Origin of the sequence: Gleimia coleocanis DSM 15436, assembly GCF_000159015.1 — a bacterium.
GTDB classification, from domain to species: Bacteria; Actinomycetota; Actinomycetes; order Actinomycetales; family Actinomycetaceae; genus Gleimia; species Gleimia coleocanis.
This window is the reverse complement of the sequence record NZ_DS999543.1, coordinates 202691-218645: the sequence shown is the minus strand read 5'-3', so window position 1 is coordinate 218645 and position 15955 is coordinate 202691. Positions and strand designations below refer to the sequence as shown.

Sequence of the window (15955 nt, the reverse complement as noted above, 5' to 3'; positions counted from 1 at the left end):
GCTGTCCTTCTTCTACTCTGCGGGGCAGTTCGTAATCTTATAAAGTTTAGCGGTACCTGACTGCGCTACTAAATCCAAGCCTTCAGGATTATCACGATTCCGGTCAAAACCATCAAAATAACGGTTAACTGGGTTATCTTTCCAATAGATAACTTCGTCAGTGTAAAAGTATTTTGCATTCCATTTCTTTAAACGGTCGCAAACACGCCAGTCTGGAATTCGCTGATCAAAATGATGCGCAATAATCCACTGGTCTTTATCAAAGCTACCGTCGAAATGGCGGTGTACTACCGGCAAGCCAGTATAAGCGTAAATGAGAGCCCCACCCGTGCGCGGATCAGTCGCAATAGCAGCACCGGATTCAATCTGGTTTGGCAGGCTCTTAATGAACTCAATCTCTGAATCGCTTACCAGTGCCCCCAGCGTGCTGTTGGGATAATAGGTGTAGTTAAGATCGAGAATCCCCTTGCCACCCCAGTAACCCAGAAAATTAGTTCCGATAATCGCGCAGATAACTGCCGAAATTTGGATGAGATTAAGCGTATTAACTACCTGGTTTCGATTTAAAAACTGCTTCAGGGACGGCAGATTTTTTTCAACCAAACCAAAACAAAGATCAACGCAAAGTTGCAGGCCAAAAGCAGCTAATAAAGCTCCGAAAAGCGGGATGATTGCACCTAGTCTAACTGCATCCGAATACCAGGGGGCAACCAAGAAATAGAACGGTACTTTCACTACCGCAGAAGCCACAAACAGGTAGCTGAAAATCCCCCAAGCTACCAGCCACCAACGATACTTAGCGTAGCGACAAGCAATAAACAGTCCAAGTATGGTCAGCGCTCCCAAAATATAATCTGGGTCCTTATCGCCATAGCCCATCCAAGAAAGCTGCTGGTCGAAAATAACACCGAAACTTTCCCTCGCGAATGAGCCAATCGGTTCACGCTGCCAGTTAAGAACCGTTGACCAAGCTTGTAACTTAGAACCCATGTAACCAGCGATGCCAATCGCCAAGATTAGTAATCCTAACTGCATGGCTTGTGTCAGATTCAACTTGTAGTTACGAGTAGCCAAACGGATTAGCAGATCAACCACCAATACGCCCACAACCACCAGCGCAACTAACACCCCGGTAGGATGCGCTGTTACTAGCCCTATAACACCCAACGCTAAAAGAACGGTAGTAGACAGTTCCATCGCCGGGGTTTTAGTCCGCCCAAACCACTGCATCAAAAGAGTAATAATCAAAGGAAGCAACGCGTAGGCATATACATTTGGCCACAGCGTTCCGTATGACGACGGACGTTCTGGAAACGCTGTGTAAGCAACTGCCAAAACCATCGCTGCCGTATGCACAAAAGGCTTCTGTGGTGCTAAGTTCTTAGCTAAAAGACCAACCCCCAATGGCCAGACAACTGAAATAACCAGCAAAATCAGCAAATTCAAAGTTAAAGCAGGATCTGACACCCACCCCAAAAATGCTAAATCATGCAGACCAGCTGGGTAGATTCCCCCACTAGTCGCCTGAGCTGGTTGCAGTGGCGAAGACAAACCCGATAAGTGTAAAGAAGAACCATTCCCAGACTGCTCAATCCACCGCAGAGCATTCAAATGGAAAACCGCATCCCAAGTTTGCGGTGGACTGTACAGACTGTGGATACCTTTTAGAAAAATGAATGCGCTCGCGGGAACTGCAATTAGCGCACCAGCCACAATACCTTTACTGGTTGGTTGCTCGACAGTTTCCTTTTCCGCCCTCGGGAAAAACAATCGCGTAACTAGGCGAGCTGAAATCCCCAGTATCCACACGACCAACGTAAAAATAGCTAAACCTGCCCACCCCCAGGGAAAACCGAAACGCGGCGTAGCAATCGCTGCCGAGCCGATAATTCCCGCAGAAAGTAGTGGAGCCAGGATAATTCTCTCTGCGCGAGAGCGGTTCGCTAAAGCTAAAACTCCCCACCCTGGAATCCAAAGTGCACAAGCCAGCAGTAGAACTGTCTGCCAAATCGGAAGCCAGGATGAGGAGCTCAGCATAAACTATCCCCTATTTTCTCAGGTCAGTTTGCAGCGTCGCCGATAACCAGGCGAGGGGTGCCTACCCACAGCGCAGCATCGGTAGCGCGACGACCGTCGAAAAGAACCTTCACACCAGGCAAGTCAGCTGGAGTCAAAGTACGGTATTCTACGTGATCTGCCTGCACAATCGCAGCATCAACTTCCATGCCTAACTCGTAAGCTGCCCAACCGAACTTAGCGAGCTCTTCTGCAGAATACATTGGATCGTGCACGAATACTTCTGCACCGCGAGCGCGCAACGCCTCCACAGTAGCGAATACGCCAGAGAAAGCAGTTTCCTTTACGCCACCACGGTAGGATGCGCCAAGTACAACTACCTTCAAGCCCTGCAGATCGCCCAAAACGTCAGCAACCCGAGAAACTACGTAGTCAGGCATGCCAGCGTTGAAAGTGCGGGCAGTGCGAACTACAGATGCATCTGGGTCAGTGGAAAGGTACAGGCGTGGGTAAACCGGGATGCAGTGACCGCCAACGGCAATGCCTGGGCGGTGGATGTGAGAGTAAGGCTGAGAGTTACAAGCGTCGATTACGCGCTGTACGTCGATACCAACTTTATCTGCGTAAACTGCAAACTGGTTAGCCAGGCCGATATTAACGTCACGGTAAGTGGTTTCTGCTAGCTTTGCCATTTCAGCTGCTTCTGCAGAGCCCATATCCCAAACACCGTTTGCTACTGGCAGGTCTGGACGCTCATCGAACTGTAGTACAGATTCATAGAATTCAATAGCGCGCTTAGTACCTTCTGGGGTAAGACCGCCAACCAGCTTAGGGTAGCGACGCAGATCCGCAAATACACGACCGGTGAGTACTCGTTCTGGAGAAAATACCAAGTGGAAATCTTCGCCTTCTTTCAGACCTGAGATTTCTTCCAACATTGGCTTCCAACGACCACGAGTGGTACCCACTGGCAGAGTGGTTTCGTAAGATACCAGAGTACCTGGGGTAAGGTGTGCTGCTAAAGACTTAGTGGCAGCATCCATCCAAGCGAAGTCTGGCTGCCAGGTTTCGTCGTTTACGAACAGCGGCACAACGAGGACTACTGCGTCCGCGTTAGGAATAGCTTCTGCGTAGTCAGTGGTAGCGCGTAGCTTACCTGCTGGTACTAAAGCAGAGAGCTTTTCTTGCAGGAATGCTTCGCCTGGGAATGGTTCAGTAGCTTCGTTGATGAGACGAACAGTTTCTGGGTTTACGTCTACACCGATTACTTCATGTCCAGAGTCAGCGAACTGAACTGCCAGTGGCAGACCGATTTTTCCCATCGCTACTACGGCAATGCGCATTAGTTTCCTCTTTTCAACAGTTTCTGCCCCTCTGATAAGTGACAGACTTCTAAACCTATACTGTTCTATTCTACGTCTTAAATCGAGTTTTAATCGGGTAACATCTAGGGAGAACCAGATTTTCTTGATTCATGTTCCCCCTTACCAGACTCCCCCGATTGGAAAGTGTATTTAATGCAGGTTAAGAGTTCATTTACCCCATCTTGGGGCGTGCGCTTACAGTTCCTTTTGGCGGGTGTCGTCCTAACTTTATTCATGCGGTATGTTTGGCGTTTTTCACTTGCCAATGGGGATGAGTTCTTTTTTGCGGGATTAAAGAATACTGCTCAGATTGGCAGTTACTCTTTGGCTACGCTTAATGATTTCTTGCATTTCTTGTGGTTTGAGCATACTGGTCGGACGGCTGATTTCCTATCTACTTTCGTTTATTATTTTGGTTTTGACGCGGGTAAGTGGATTGTTTCAGCTTTAACGGGTTTTTCAGTTTCTTTAATTGCTTTTTCGCTGTACCGTAGTTGGCTGGTTTTCTCTCCTAGTCGCATGTTGCCGAAGAGCTCTGGTTGGGTTGCGCTTACCGTGTCTTTGTTTGCGCTTTTTTCACCGGCTGTTCTTAATACTGCTTATATTTCTAATCTGCTGGTTTATTCTGCAGCTATCTGTAACTACTTGGTTTTCGTGGCGTTACTTACTTACGCTTGGTCTTTGAGTCTTACCGCGTCATCGTTAAATAGTTGGCTTGTTCCCGCAGGCTTAGTGTTTGTGGTGGGCACGTCCCATGAGCAGGCTTCCTTGTCTGTGATCACGCTGGTGTTTTTAGCTTTCGTTTTTCGTTTTTCTACCAGTTCTAAACTTGGTTTAGCAGTTTTTGCGGGCGCTGGGTTGGTAGGGTCTGCTCTGATGCTCGGCTCCCCCGGTTTAGCGAATAAACTAGGGCGGGCAAGCGCAGCTTTAAACCATCAGCAAGGACTGATTTCGAAGGCAACTAATTCGCTCTATGCATTGGCTGCGCAATACCATCTGCTACCTGTTTTTATTCTGGTAGTTGGTTTAGTTAGTTTACTGTTGATTTCAAAGCATCAACTAGCGCGGGGGATTAGCGTTTCTGGTCCTTTCTATGCAGCTGTTGCTTTTGCCCTTTTAGCTGCTGCTACGCTGAGTATTCCGTTAGCTTCGGGAGTTGGACAGGTACGAGTTTTCCACTATCCGCTGATTCTTGGGGCTCTGGCAGGCGGATACGCTTATTATCTAGGGGCGGTAGTTTTATGTGCCGGTCAACGATCGTCTTTGGGTACGAAGATTCTCATCTTAGTTTTTTGTGTTCTCGCAGTGTTCGGGGCATTCCGTACTTATAATTCACAAGTGCGTAACTTCCCACTTGGTGAAGTTCAGCTATTAGAGCAGATTGATTCTTGCCCTATTGAGGACTGTATGTTGGTTGATTTAACTGGGTTGCCGGTACACCATGGGTTCTCTGGTTACGGAGAACATGACTATGCTCATACTGGCTACATGACACTATGGTTGGAGTCCAAGTGATGAAAGAGGCTCAGGCGCGGATTCGTTTAGATTCCCTAACTGGGGTGCGCTGGTGGGCGGCGTTCGCAGTATTTGTCTTCCACTACCACAATGTTGGTAATATTCCGGGAATTGGTCTTGGCACCATCGGCTATACCGGTGTAGCTTTTTTCTTTGTTTTATCCGGTTTCGTTCTTACTTGGTCAGCTAGTCCGAAGGTAACTAAACCGCAGTTTTGGATGCGACGTGTAGCCCGCATTTGGCCAGCTCATTTCGTAGCGCTTCTCTTAGCTCTTCCCGTGTTTTACCCCTGGGACGGTCCAACGGCAACTAACTGGTGGGAGAAGGATTTTGCCTTGTTGCCTATTCTGGCAGCAGTATTTTTAGTACAGGGTTTTTCAACTAATCCCCTGGTGCTTTTTGCAGGCAATCCAGCTGCTTGGACTCTGTCGTCTGAAGCCGCGTTCTATTTCACGCATCCTTTCGCGAACTCTTTCGCATTAAAGCTAAAAAAAGCCCAGTACCTGATTTTCGTGGTAGCGATTCTGGCATTAGGTATTCTCAGCGTAAAGTACGCGGGGCTAACCCCAACGATTCTTAACCGTTTCTGGGAGTTCTTCTTAGGAATGTTTGCGGCGCACTTATTAAAACGCGGTTTCCGCACAGGTTTACCAGCGTGGGTTGGCTACCTTGTAACGATGTGCTTAGTAATTAGTTACTGGCTCCTGCACGTGCGCGGATTTAACCCAGCTTTAGAAGCAACATTAGAGCCAATGCGACCGTTCTACCTACCCATCATTTACATGTTGGTAATCATTATCCTAGCTTCGTCAGATTTAGAAGGACGACGCAGCTTAATGCGTTGGAAACCAATGGTTATCGCCGGAGAAATCTCCTATGCGTTTTACCTGGTACATGCTACCGTGCTGTATTTATTCCTCGGTTGGTATGGACGTTCAGATTCCGTCCTCGTATTTATTTTCTTGCTAATCTGCGCATTCTTGGTTGCCGCAGCCCTGCATTATTTGGTTGAACGCCCTTGTGAAAAACGCATCCGCGCTTGGGCAGATAAACGCTTCGGACCTAAAACCAGCTAGTTTCCAACAACCAGCTGGCACCCTTGTGGAATAGCATAGTAGTCCCGTAGGTGCTGTAAATACTGTTTACCGTCATCTCCAAAAGGTGAGTGCAGTTCTCGGTATGACAAACGCGCTGGGAAAACCACTTGTTCCCCGTCTTTGCAAGTTGCTACCTGATTTACAATTTGAGTCCAGGCTTTCTGATTTGCAAGCATTTTCGGCATAACTGTTTTTGCTTCAAAAACACCTATCCCAAGGAAACAGCTAACTGCCAGACAAACTGCTAGCATGCCACGCGCAGGATGCTTAATACAGTGCAGCGACCATCCTTGTAAAAATGCCAAAATGGCACTTAATAACAAGAAGAACAGACCATAAAACAGAGGTCGCCCACTCAAGAAACTAAGTTTGAATGGAACTAAGAAACCAGCCAAAGCTAAAGCAAAAGTTAGTGATACAGCTAAGGTTTTTAGATTAAACGCAGCCAGAATCAGGTTCAAAAGTTGCAACGTTAAAGAAGTAAGCGCAAAGGCTGCCATTAGCAACGCTGTCTTTGAAAACAGAATCTCTTGATACTGGTTAAGTTCCAGCGTCCCCACGTATAAGGATTCTGGTAAACGCTGTGCGAGGTGAATCGCTGATGCCAGCCCTGCCAAACTTAAATAATGAGCGGATAGCATCCAAGCTGGAAGTATACGATGCTTAGTGAGTTGAAAATAGAAGTATGTGAAAGCTACAGCGGTTCCAATCAGTAGCACCTGATTGTGGGAAAGAAAATAAGTTAGGAAATAAATCAGTCTGCTTAAGTATTGAGTACCAGCACTTGCCTGCGGGTCCAGAAATGCCCATTCGTACACTTCCGAACGTTTCCACATTCCCGGTGTGAAGAAGCGGAGGATAGAAATGAGCCCTACCCACCCCAGGACCAGCCAATAGTTTCTACCCGGCTTGAGTTTGAAACTAACCATCCCCAGTACTATAACTAGCATTAGCTGTAACAGTGCCAAGACTTCATGGTGAAAGGCCACTAAAGTAGAGGTGGCGGCAACAAAACTGATTTTCACTATGGATAAATCTGTTTTCCGGTTAACTAATACGTTACGTAGCCAGCCGATTACCAGCAAAATCCATGAAAAACCCAGGACATAGCCAACAGTGGCACTCATAAAGAAGTAAGTGGCAAAGGCGGAAGCATCAAAAAATGGGTAAACCAGCGGTGTCAAAACACCGAAACTGGTGGTAGTTCCCAAAACTACCAAATACCAATCATTTTTTGGCAGAGCTGAGTAAAAGAACCAGCTTAAAACTGCACTGAAGAAAACGAAAATAGCAGCCATCCAAAACCCCAATAGGGTCGAATTGCTAAAGAACAGTTGGGCAAAGAAGTCAGCAGATCGAGAGTTACGCTCGAAAAGATCCAGCATCAGCCCCTGCCATAGTGAGCTTAAGTCAGTTTCACCGTAGGCGTTACCTGAACGTGTTGCGAACAGTAAGTCGTCTTGGAGCCACACGGGAGTCTTCCACGTAACTACCCAAAATACGCTCACACCTAAAACACAAACCAGCGCAAATAATAGGCTTAATCCAGCATTTCCCCAATGGGCTTGCGTAGCACGTTTGCTGTTCTGCTTACTCACCGATCTGACTCCCCTACCTGTCTTCGTACTTAATTCAATCAGTTTTAACGGGTATAGTTCAACAACGCGCTAAGAAAGCAAGTTAGTGCGTAATCTATGGTTTTAAATAAGCTAAAATTTGCAGGTAAGAAAAAACTGGGACTGGCTGAAGTCTCTCTACTAAAGTGGGATTCCATGAGCATTATCATTGCATCGCGTTTATTCTTGCCTGAGCCTGGTGCTGCTGCATTACGCTTAGGTGGCTTAGCTAAAGCATTTGCGCAGCGTAATTTGCCAGTCACTGTTCTAACCAGCACCTACCAGAAGCAAGACGTTCAGCTACCTGGCGTGAACATTAAACGAGCTCCAGTTTTACGAGATAAGCTTGGCGCTGTCCGCGGCTACGTGCAGTACATGTCCTTTGATATTCCACTGTTTGTTCGTCTCTTAGCTGAAAGAAAAACACAGACCGTTATCTGTGAGCCGCCTCCAACTACAGGTGTGGTCACGCGCTTAGCATGCGCATTAAAACGTGTCCCCTACGTATATTTTGCTGGTGATATTCTTACTGACGCGGTAAAAGATTCCGGGGCTCCAGAGTTTGTTGTTAATACCGTTGAGAAGCTAGAACGCTTTGCGCTAAGAGGTGCGGCTTTAGTTATCACCGTAACCCCAGGCGTTGAAAAACGAGCATTAGAATTCGGGGCAAAGCAAACCATTATGGTTCCAAACGGGGTGGATACTTCCGCTTATGAGGGCGATATTCCTGAAAATTTCCCCACAGGTAAGAAAGTATTACTCTACGCGGGTACAGCTTCTGCCGTACACGGTGCCGGTATTTTCATTGAGGCATTTCAAAAGGTCTATGATGCGCATCCTGACACTGAATTAGTGTATTTAGGACAAGGCACAGATTGGCCCAAATTACAAGAAATGGCAGCTCAGACTTCCCTGCCAATTAAGTTCTTCCCGCTGGTACCAAATGAAGTTGCCAAAGGCTGGTTTAAGCACTCTGCGGTTGGTTTAGTTTCCCTCCCGAATAATAACTACTCGTACGCATATGCTACTAAATGCTTGGCTTCGCTAGCTCACGGCACCCCTGTAGCTTACGTTGGCGGCGGGCAAACCAAAGAAGATATTGAAACACATAATCTGGGCGTAGTTGCTGAGTTTACAGCTGACGATGTTTCAGAAAAAATCATTAGCTTACTCGACGACATTGAAAACCACACTGCCCCTGCATCTGAAGCGCTAATAAACTGGGTAGAAACGAATCGTTCACTTACTACCTCTTCAGCTAAGATTGCAGATTCAATCATTTCGATGCTTTTGAAGAATTGAGATTCATATGCCAAAAATGATTTACCACGTTCCTTACCCATTAAATTTTCAAGCTACTGCGGGTTCTGGAATACGCCCTGTAAAAATGTTTCAAGCTTTCGAAGCAATCGGCTACGAAGTACTACTCGTTTCCGGTTACGGGAAAGAACGCCGGGCCGCTATTAAAGAAGCTAAACGTCGTATCCGGGCCGGTGAAAAATTTGATTTCCTCTATTCTGAGTCAGCCACAATTGCGACCCCACTGACAGATCCTAAGCATCTGCCGCCGCATTTTCTCTTAGATTTTAATTTCTTCCGATTCTGCGAGGCAAACAATATTCATACGGGGGTCTTTTATCGGGATATTTACTGGTTGTTCCCGATTTACAAGCAACTAACTGGTACCTTGGTTAGCTTTGCGATGCGACGCGTATTCCGTTGGGATTTGTGGAACTACCGTACTACTCTGACAAAACTATTTTTGCCATCTTTAGAAATGGGCAATTACATCCCGATTGTTGAACGCGAAAAATTCAGTGCTTTGCCACCAGGGGCTCCTGCTAGCCCAGCGCCACTACATCGAGATCAGCTTTCACTACTTTATGTTGGCGGTTTAGGGTCTCACTATAGGCTCCATCGGTTGCTTGAAGCTGTGATTCAGCTACCGCAGGTAAAACTAACGATTTGTACCCCAAAAAATGTCTGGGATGCTTGCAAAGATGAATACGAGCATCTGCTGGGAAATAACGTCGAGTTAATCCACTTACATGGAGAAGAGCTAGAGCCGCATTTCAAGCAAGCTAACGTTGGGTGTATCGCAGTCGAAAGCGATGAATACTGGCGTTTTGCGGTGCCGATTAAACTCTTTGACTACCTGGGACATGGTTTGCCTGTATTCGCAACTGCTGATACTTGGGCAGGGAAATTTGTGTCGCAGAATGAGTGTGGCTGGACTGTAGAATATGACGTTGAAGCTATTAAAACCCAGCTAGAATCCTTGTCTTCCCTCTCCTGGGTTGAGGATATGGAAGCACATATTAAGACTGTCAGTGCAGAAAATACTTGGGAAGAACGTGCCCGTGAAGTCGCGCGCCAGCTTAAAGCCCAGTAACTGATTAAAGCCCAGTAACTAACATTGCTTCAATAATTAAGTGGTCGGTTTAAATAACTCAAAGTTGTTTAAACCGACCACTTAATGTACCAGCTACTTCTGGCAGTAAGTAATCTTATAAACCTCTACCGTTGAGCCTTTATCTACAAGTTCAAAAGCGTCTTCGCTGGTATCTACTGCATAGAGCCCCGGGCGAAGTCGCCAAGTGAAGTTCCCATTAAAGGTTCCCGAAATATCTTTATAAAAATGGGTAATTCCATACTTATTGATAAGTTCACAAACCTTAGGATCTTCTCGATAGTTATAGAAGTTAGCTTGTAAGTAGTTATCATCTGCAGATCCTGAAGAAGAGTTAGGGTACTTCCAAACTACTGGTTTCCCAGTCAGTGTATAAACTAGCGAAGCTCCTGCAGCGGGGTCTCCAAGTAACAGATCCGTATCCTTTAGTTCGCTGCCTAAACGTTTAATTAAATCTAGCTCTTCTTGGTTGGCTAAATAGCGTACTGAGTATTTCTCTGGATACAAGGCGTTATTTAAGTCCTGCATCGTGCCGGCAAAATTCAAGATTCCCAACGCTATTATCAATGCAGAAGCTACCACCTGCGAGTTGCCAACTTTAAAACGCTCACTAGTTTTCGTAAAAATAGTCTGCAACGTTAGCGCAAGCACTGGAATCAGGTAAATCACATAGGCAAATTTCGTGCGGTCTGCGACGTTGTAATAGAAGCTAGTCAGTTCAGAAAACATTGGTAGAGGGAATAAAGATCCCATGACCACTAGCCACTGAGATAGTAGTGCTGCTAAGACTAAATATTTGCGTTGTTTAATGTGGAGCCAGATGGCAATAGGAATGAGTAGAAGTACTAACCCCCAGGTAATAAAACCCAGCATGAAAGGAGCAGTTACGAATACACCACTTCCAGAGGCAAGTTTCATCACGGGGATTCCCCAGCCAACATTCGGGACCCTATGAAGCTGTCCTTGCTGTGGTCCCGGCCCATAGATGAAGAACAAGAATGATCCGATTAGGAAAACAATGGTAAAAACTGCAAAGACAACTGATTTCCAGTCTTGTTTCAGGAAGCTATAACGAATATTTAAGAAACCTAATACTACCGCTGCAAAGAAAAGTCCCATTCCCGGTACCACTACCACTGAAGGATGCAACCCCGTCAGCCCAATGATTATGAGCGCAGCCGCTACTAACCTACCCGCATAAACTTTTAGGTAGGTTAAAACTAGTGGCTTTTTAGGCGGTGTTTTTTCTAAAACATAAGCGATGACACCCGGGACTACAGTCAAAGCCGTGATGAATGGCCAAAGTGTAGTTACATGTGCAAGACGTACTGTTGCTAAAGGAACCAACATTGCAGCAACTACTGCCCAACGAGTGATTCCTTTGTGTCGGCTTAGATTCACAGTCAACGCACTAATAGAAATCAACCAAATAAGCGGCAGAAGTAATAAGAAAGCCGCGGTTGCAACTATGACTGAAGCACCCGCATCAACCAGGAGATACACATAAGCATGCCAAGTAGTTGGATAGTACCAACCTGAAGGATTTAATCCCCCCAAACCGGCATTAGCAGTTAGCGGAAAGATATCACCTGTTTTTGCGATCCAAAGTACTTGATTATAGTGATAATTTGAGTCACCACCTTGAATAACGCGACTAAAATCAGCGTATCCAAGCATTGGAACGATTAACACCAACCACCCTAGAAGAATATATTTAAAATCCGTGATTGGAATCGTTAAACCGTTCTGATTCTTACTTAACTTTCCAGAAGTACGATTGTTGCTTCTTAAACTAGCAAGCCAGAAAATGCCAATAAATACTGCTACAAACAGTGTAAATCCAACAATACCCCAGGTTAGAGGTAAGTATTTAAATACCAGGGTCGCGACTGTAATCAATGCCAGAGTTAAAGCCGGTGCCAGTGCAAGGTTCTTAATAAACCCAGCGCGCTTATTAAAAAACTGCGTCAGAGCATAACCGGGTAGAAAAGTGAGTACTACAAGTAATAACAGGTACGGAGTAATAGTCAGAAGGTTATTAACTAAAATCAAAACTCTGCCCCCTTGATAGCGGCTTCATAGATTTCTTTATGGCGTGTGACAAAGATTTTTTCGGTAAACCGGGTGGAGCCGTATTCACGAATATGAGCGTTGAGCTGGGAATCTTGCGCGTAGCGTCGTTGAATTTCATTCATAGCTGCTTCTAATTCTTCAGCATCATCGATAGCTACGACAATTCCGTTTTCTTTACGAATCATGTAACTGCCCCCAAAAGTTGCGGAAGCAATAGAAGGAATCCCCAACGAGGTGGCTTCAGCAAAAACCGTTCCCCCGGCTTCCAGTGCGGACACTAAAATCATGCAGTCGCCCGAGTTGATTTCGAAGATAATCTGCTCACGATCGACTTGCCCGGTAAATGTCACTGCCTCGGAAAGTTCCATTCGCTGAACTAAATCTTTAAGTTCCATAACACGCTGTGCAGCCCCACCAACTATATGCAGACGTAGATTTGGCTGCTGGGCGTGGATTTTCTGGAATACTTCCAGCGTGAATTCAGTGCGCTTATTATCATCCAGATTAGAAATATGAACGAATACGAATCCATCTTCCTGGGGCGCGTGTAACGGCGCGGCGAAGAACTCATCTCTTACTGGGAGAGCTACAGTTTGAGTTCCTGTAAGACCATAGTATTTGTCTAGTTTTTCGCTCATCCCATCGGAAACTGTCACTGTAAATGAGGCTGCTTCGACGGCTTTTTGAATAGCCTTAGCCCGGAAAGTCCCTTTTTCTGCTTCTAGGGACGATGGACGGTGCTCAGTGAGCCCGTAGGGAATCTGCCAATATTCACTTAAGGTTTGCGCAACGATAACTCCTGGCCAGACGGAGTGAGCGTGAATGACGTCTGGTTTCCCATATTTTTGTTCATAAAGTTTCGCAGCCTCTAATGATTTTCTGGCAATGGTTTTGGCATCAAAAGGTAGGATACCTTTGGGTACTAACCACATGCTGTTATGGATTAGAGGAATATCAGCTTCGCAGACTTCTAGCGGAGCTTTGCGTTGCCCGAGGCTTTTAGTTTCCACCCAGATTACGCCGCATTTAATACCGCTACCTTTCAGCATTTGCAACTGTTCTAGGAAGAAGCTGCCATTGTTTGGGTGCTCCTCAGATGGGTACCAAGAAGGAGTCCAAAGTACGTGCATATTAGGATTCTTTCGCCTCTAGTGTGGGTCACAGCCTAGTCTTTTTCTGTATTTAGTTTACTCTAAAAGGGAGACTATTCTTTCTGGAGGACCTGTTATGTTCAACCTGCTTGATCTTTCTGCGTGGACTTACTTCCCTGATCATTCTTTAGGGAGGCTGTACTGGCGTTCTTCCGTATCTGGGCATTTGCCTACGGAGGTAACCACTGCTGATCCACTGGAGTGGGCGCAAGCGCAGGAGGGCAACTGGGGTGCGGTAGTACTCCGTGAGGATTCCGCCCTGCTCATTTCCGATCAGGCTCGTTCTATTCCGCTGGTGTATCTTCGTAATGAGTCTGGTTTTGAGATTGCGTCTGATATCAACGCGATTACTGATGTGCATCCTGATTTAACGTTGAATTCTTTGGCAGCATCAGAGTTCCGTCATTTTGGTTACGTGATTGGTGAAGATACGTTATTTGAGGGCGTTAAGTCCGCTCCTTTCGCAAGTGTGTTTGAACTTAAAGCTGATGGTTCTTCCACTACTACTCCTTTGATTTCTTGTATTCGTGCGTCGCAGGACTCTGCGTTAGCAGCGGTTGAGAAGCTTTCTGCCAGTGAGTTTTTAGAACTTTTCCATGCTGAGCTTTTAAAGGCGTTCGAGTTCACCTTGAAAATCGCTGCTGGTCGCCAGCTCTTAATTCCTCTTTCCGGAGGCGCCGATTCACGCTTGCTTTTAGCTGTTTTGAAAGAGCTTAATGCCGAAAACGTCCTATGCTTTACATACGGCCAGCCAGATTCTCGCGAGGCACAGATTTCTAAGAGTGTGGCTGAGGGGCTGGGCTTTAAGTGGATTTTTGTTGAGCTGCAGGTTGATGAGATGCAGCGGGCTTGGGCAGACGCAGAAGGTTTCTTGAAAGCCAACTGGGTGGGCCAGTCTTTACCTCATATTCAAGACTGGTATGCGCTGACTCAGCTGATTAAGCATCCTGAAGTTGAATCTGATGCCATTGTGCTTCCTGGACACACTATTGTTGGTAATGAGCATGATGAGTGGGTTTGTTCCCCTGATGTTTCTTTCACTATGCGTGATGCTGTGAAGATTTTCATTGCGCATCATGGGGTATTGCAGGGTAAACCTAAGCAGGCTGAGATTCCTTATACCATTAGTAAGCTTGCGACTCTCTTTGCTAGGCATTGGACTGGGGCTTCCTTAGAGAATCGTTTGGAAACTTTAGTAGCGGTTAATGTTTCTGAACGTCAGGCAAAGTATATTTCTAACTCAGTTCGGGCATACGAATACTTTGGTTTTAATTGGGCTTTCCCCATGTATGAGCGTGGTGTGTGGGATGTTTGGATTAACGCCCCACAACTGTTCCACGATGGTGCTCGCGTGGAATATGTTAAGTATGCGAACGATCTTTACGCAAAGATGGCGGGCCAAGAACTAGTTTACTTTGGCGGCCCCGCTCAGCAGCTTCCTTCGGGGGCTGTAAATGTTTTAAAGACGGTGCTTTCTAAGACTGGTTTACTTGATACTGCTAATCATCTGGCGTCGGTTCGCACCCAGCTAAATCATCCGATGGGTTTTCATGCTCTGGTTCCGAATCTTTCTCAAAGGCAGGTCGCAGCTAAACTTTTGAGGGGAGCTACTCTTTTAGGCATTTATGCAGATTTATTCTTAGCTGATCGTTGGGTAACTGATTCTGAAGTTATTCCGCCTCTTAAAAAGTGAGTAGTAATGCTGTATTCAGATTCCACGCGTGTGGTACATGTTAATGAGGTAGCTAATGTTCCTTCTACTCTGGTGACACAGGCTCAGCTTGAGGGTAAAGCTTGGTCCTTACAACGCATTCCGGCTGGTAAGGGGCACCCGGCAAAGGTTATTTCGTCCCGTTTAATACACTTCTTCCAGTGGCAGCAGTTGCGTCACGATGCCGATATTATTCATTTGCATTACGCGACGAATGGCTACTATGGGTGGGGGCGTAAGCCTTTTGTGCTTCACTTACATGGTTCTGATATTCGCCGTGACTGGCAGAAACCTGGTTTACGACAGGTGATTACAAAATCAATTCGTGAAGCAGATGCTGTATTATGCGCGACACCGGATTTACTTCCCTGGGTGCGCACTTTACGCCCAGATGCTCAGTGGATTCCTAATCCGCTGCCGTTGGAGTTTTTTACTCCTGCAGATGTAGAGGTAGTTGCGGGCAAAGTAGTTTTCGCTACCCGTTTAGATGAGACGAAATCGATTGATCTGTTAGTCGGTTTGGCTGCTTTCTTAGTGCAGGCGGGGATCGAAGTTCATGGTTTAGACTGGGGCTCAGGTGCAGCTCGCATGGCAGAAGTTGGGGTTATTTTACATCCGTTAATGCCACTTCCAGAGTTTGCTAAGTTCTTAGGGTCTGCAGATTTCGTTATTGGACAGTTGCAGTTCCCGGCACTTTCGATGACTGATTATCAGGCTTTAGCTTTGGGAGCACGACTATTGTGTGCGGCTTCGGCTGAGCATGTGCCAGCATTTACTGTGGTTGCGGATGGCGAGTCCGCAGATTTTTCCGAGGGCGCTGCACAGATGCTGCCACGTGACCCGCAGGTTTTAGCTGAGTTCGTCATCGGGGAACTAGCCTCTGGCCCGCACTCAGAGCAAAAACAACGTGCCCAACGGGATTGGGTTTTCAAGTATCATCATCCTGCAAATGTGGTGGCTAAACTTGAGGCAGTGTACCGCTCGCTGTAAGAAGTACCTTTG

General features: G+C 46.3%; 11 protein-coding genes. 6 read left to right on the top strand and 5 right to left on the bottom strand.

The window, feature by feature from the left end:
• Positions 1–12: 12 nt before the first annotated feature.
• Together HMPREF0044_RS02790 and HMPREF0044_RS02785 are read right to left on the bottom strand one after the other, a co-directional pair.
• Positions 13–2037 carry a DUF6541 family protein gene (locus HMPREF0044_RS02790; protein ID WP_006546588.1) on the bottom strand — a complete coding sequence of 675 codons (2025 nt, stop codon included), beginning with the start codon at positions 2035–2037 and terminating at the stop codon, positions 13–15.
• 23 nt (positions 2038–2060) lie between these two features.
• Positions 2061–3359: a nucleotide sugar dehydrogenase gene (locus HMPREF0044_RS02785; RefSeq protein WP_006546587.1), complete on the bottom strand. Its 1299-nt coding sequence runs from the start codon at positions 3357–3359 to the stop codon at positions 2061–2063.
• 174 nt (positions 3360–3533) lie between these two features.
• Here HMPREF0044_RS02785 and HMPREF0044_RS02780 point away from each other — a divergent pair, with 174 nt between their 5' ends.
• Both HMPREF0044_RS02780 and HMPREF0044_RS02775 read left to right on the top strand, forming a co-directional pair.
• Positions 3534–4895, top strand: coding sequence for a hypothetical protein (locus HMPREF0044_RS02780; protein ID WP_006546586.1), 1362 nt, complete (start codon positions 3534–3536; stop codon positions 4893–4895).
• Positions 4895–5971, top strand: coding sequence for an acyltransferase family protein (locus HMPREF0044_RS02775; protein WP_040312752.1), 1077 nt, complete (start codon positions 4895–4897; stop codon positions 5969–5971). The genes HMPREF0044_RS02780 and HMPREF0044_RS02775 overlap by 1 nt, the downstream gene beginning before the upstream one ends.
• Here HMPREF0044_RS02775 and HMPREF0044_RS02770 read toward each other — a convergent pair.
• Positions 5968–7590, bottom strand: coding sequence for a hypothetical protein (locus HMPREF0044_RS02770; protein ID WP_006546584.1), 1623 nt, complete (start codon positions 7588–7590; stop codon positions 5968–5970). The genes HMPREF0044_RS02775 and HMPREF0044_RS02770 overlap by 4 nt on opposite strands.
• 174 nt (positions 7591–7764) lie before the next feature.
• On the opposite strand from HMPREF0044_RS02770, the gene HMPREF0044_RS02765 reads away from it, so the two are divergent.
• On the top strand, positions 7765–8910 hold the full coding sequence (locus HMPREF0044_RS02765; RefSeq protein ID WP_040312855.1) for a glycosyltransferase family 4 protein: 1146 nt from the start codon (positions 7765–7767) through the stop codon (positions 8908–8910).
• A gap of 85 nt (positions 8911–8995) precedes the next feature.
• The gene (locus HMPREF0044_RS02760) at positions 8996–10000 is read left to right on the top strand and encodes a glycosyltransferase (RefSeq protein WP_158027161.1); all 1005 of its coding nucleotides are present in this window, start codon (positions 8996–8998) and stop codon (positions 9998–10000) included.
• Positions 10001–10093: 93 nt separating this feature from the next.
• On the opposite strand, the gene HMPREF0044_RS02755 is transcribed toward HMPREF0044_RS02760, so the two are convergent.
• Positions 10094–12070 (bottom strand): DUF6541 family protein, encoded by a 1977-nt coding sequence (locus HMPREF0044_RS02755; protein WP_006546581.1) that lies wholly within the window; start codon positions 12068–12070, stop codon positions 10094–10096.
• Positions 12067–13221 (bottom strand): glycosyltransferase, encoded by a 1155-nt coding sequence (locus HMPREF0044_RS02750; protein WP_006546580.1) that lies wholly within the window; start codon positions 13219–13221, stop codon positions 12067–12069. The genes HMPREF0044_RS02755 and HMPREF0044_RS02750 overlap by 4 nt, the downstream gene beginning before the upstream one ends.
• A gap of 97 nt (positions 13222–13318) precedes the next feature.
• Here HMPREF0044_RS02750 and HMPREF0044_RS02745 point away from each other — a divergent pair, with 97 nt between their 5' ends.
• Together HMPREF0044_RS02745 and HMPREF0044_RS02740 are read left to right on the top strand one after the other, a co-directional pair.
• Positions 13319–14935 (top strand): asparagine synthase-related protein, encoded by a 1617-nt coding sequence (locus HMPREF0044_RS02745; RefSeq protein WP_006546579.1) that lies wholly within the window; start codon positions 13319–13321, stop codon positions 14933–14935.
• 6 nt (positions 14936–14941) lie between these two features.
• Complete coding sequence (locus HMPREF0044_RS02740) at positions 14942–15943, top strand: glycosyltransferase (RefSeq protein WP_006546578.1); 1002 nt, start codon at positions 14942–14944, stop codon at positions 15941–15943.
• The last annotated feature ends 12 nt before the right edge of the window (positions 15944–15955 follow it).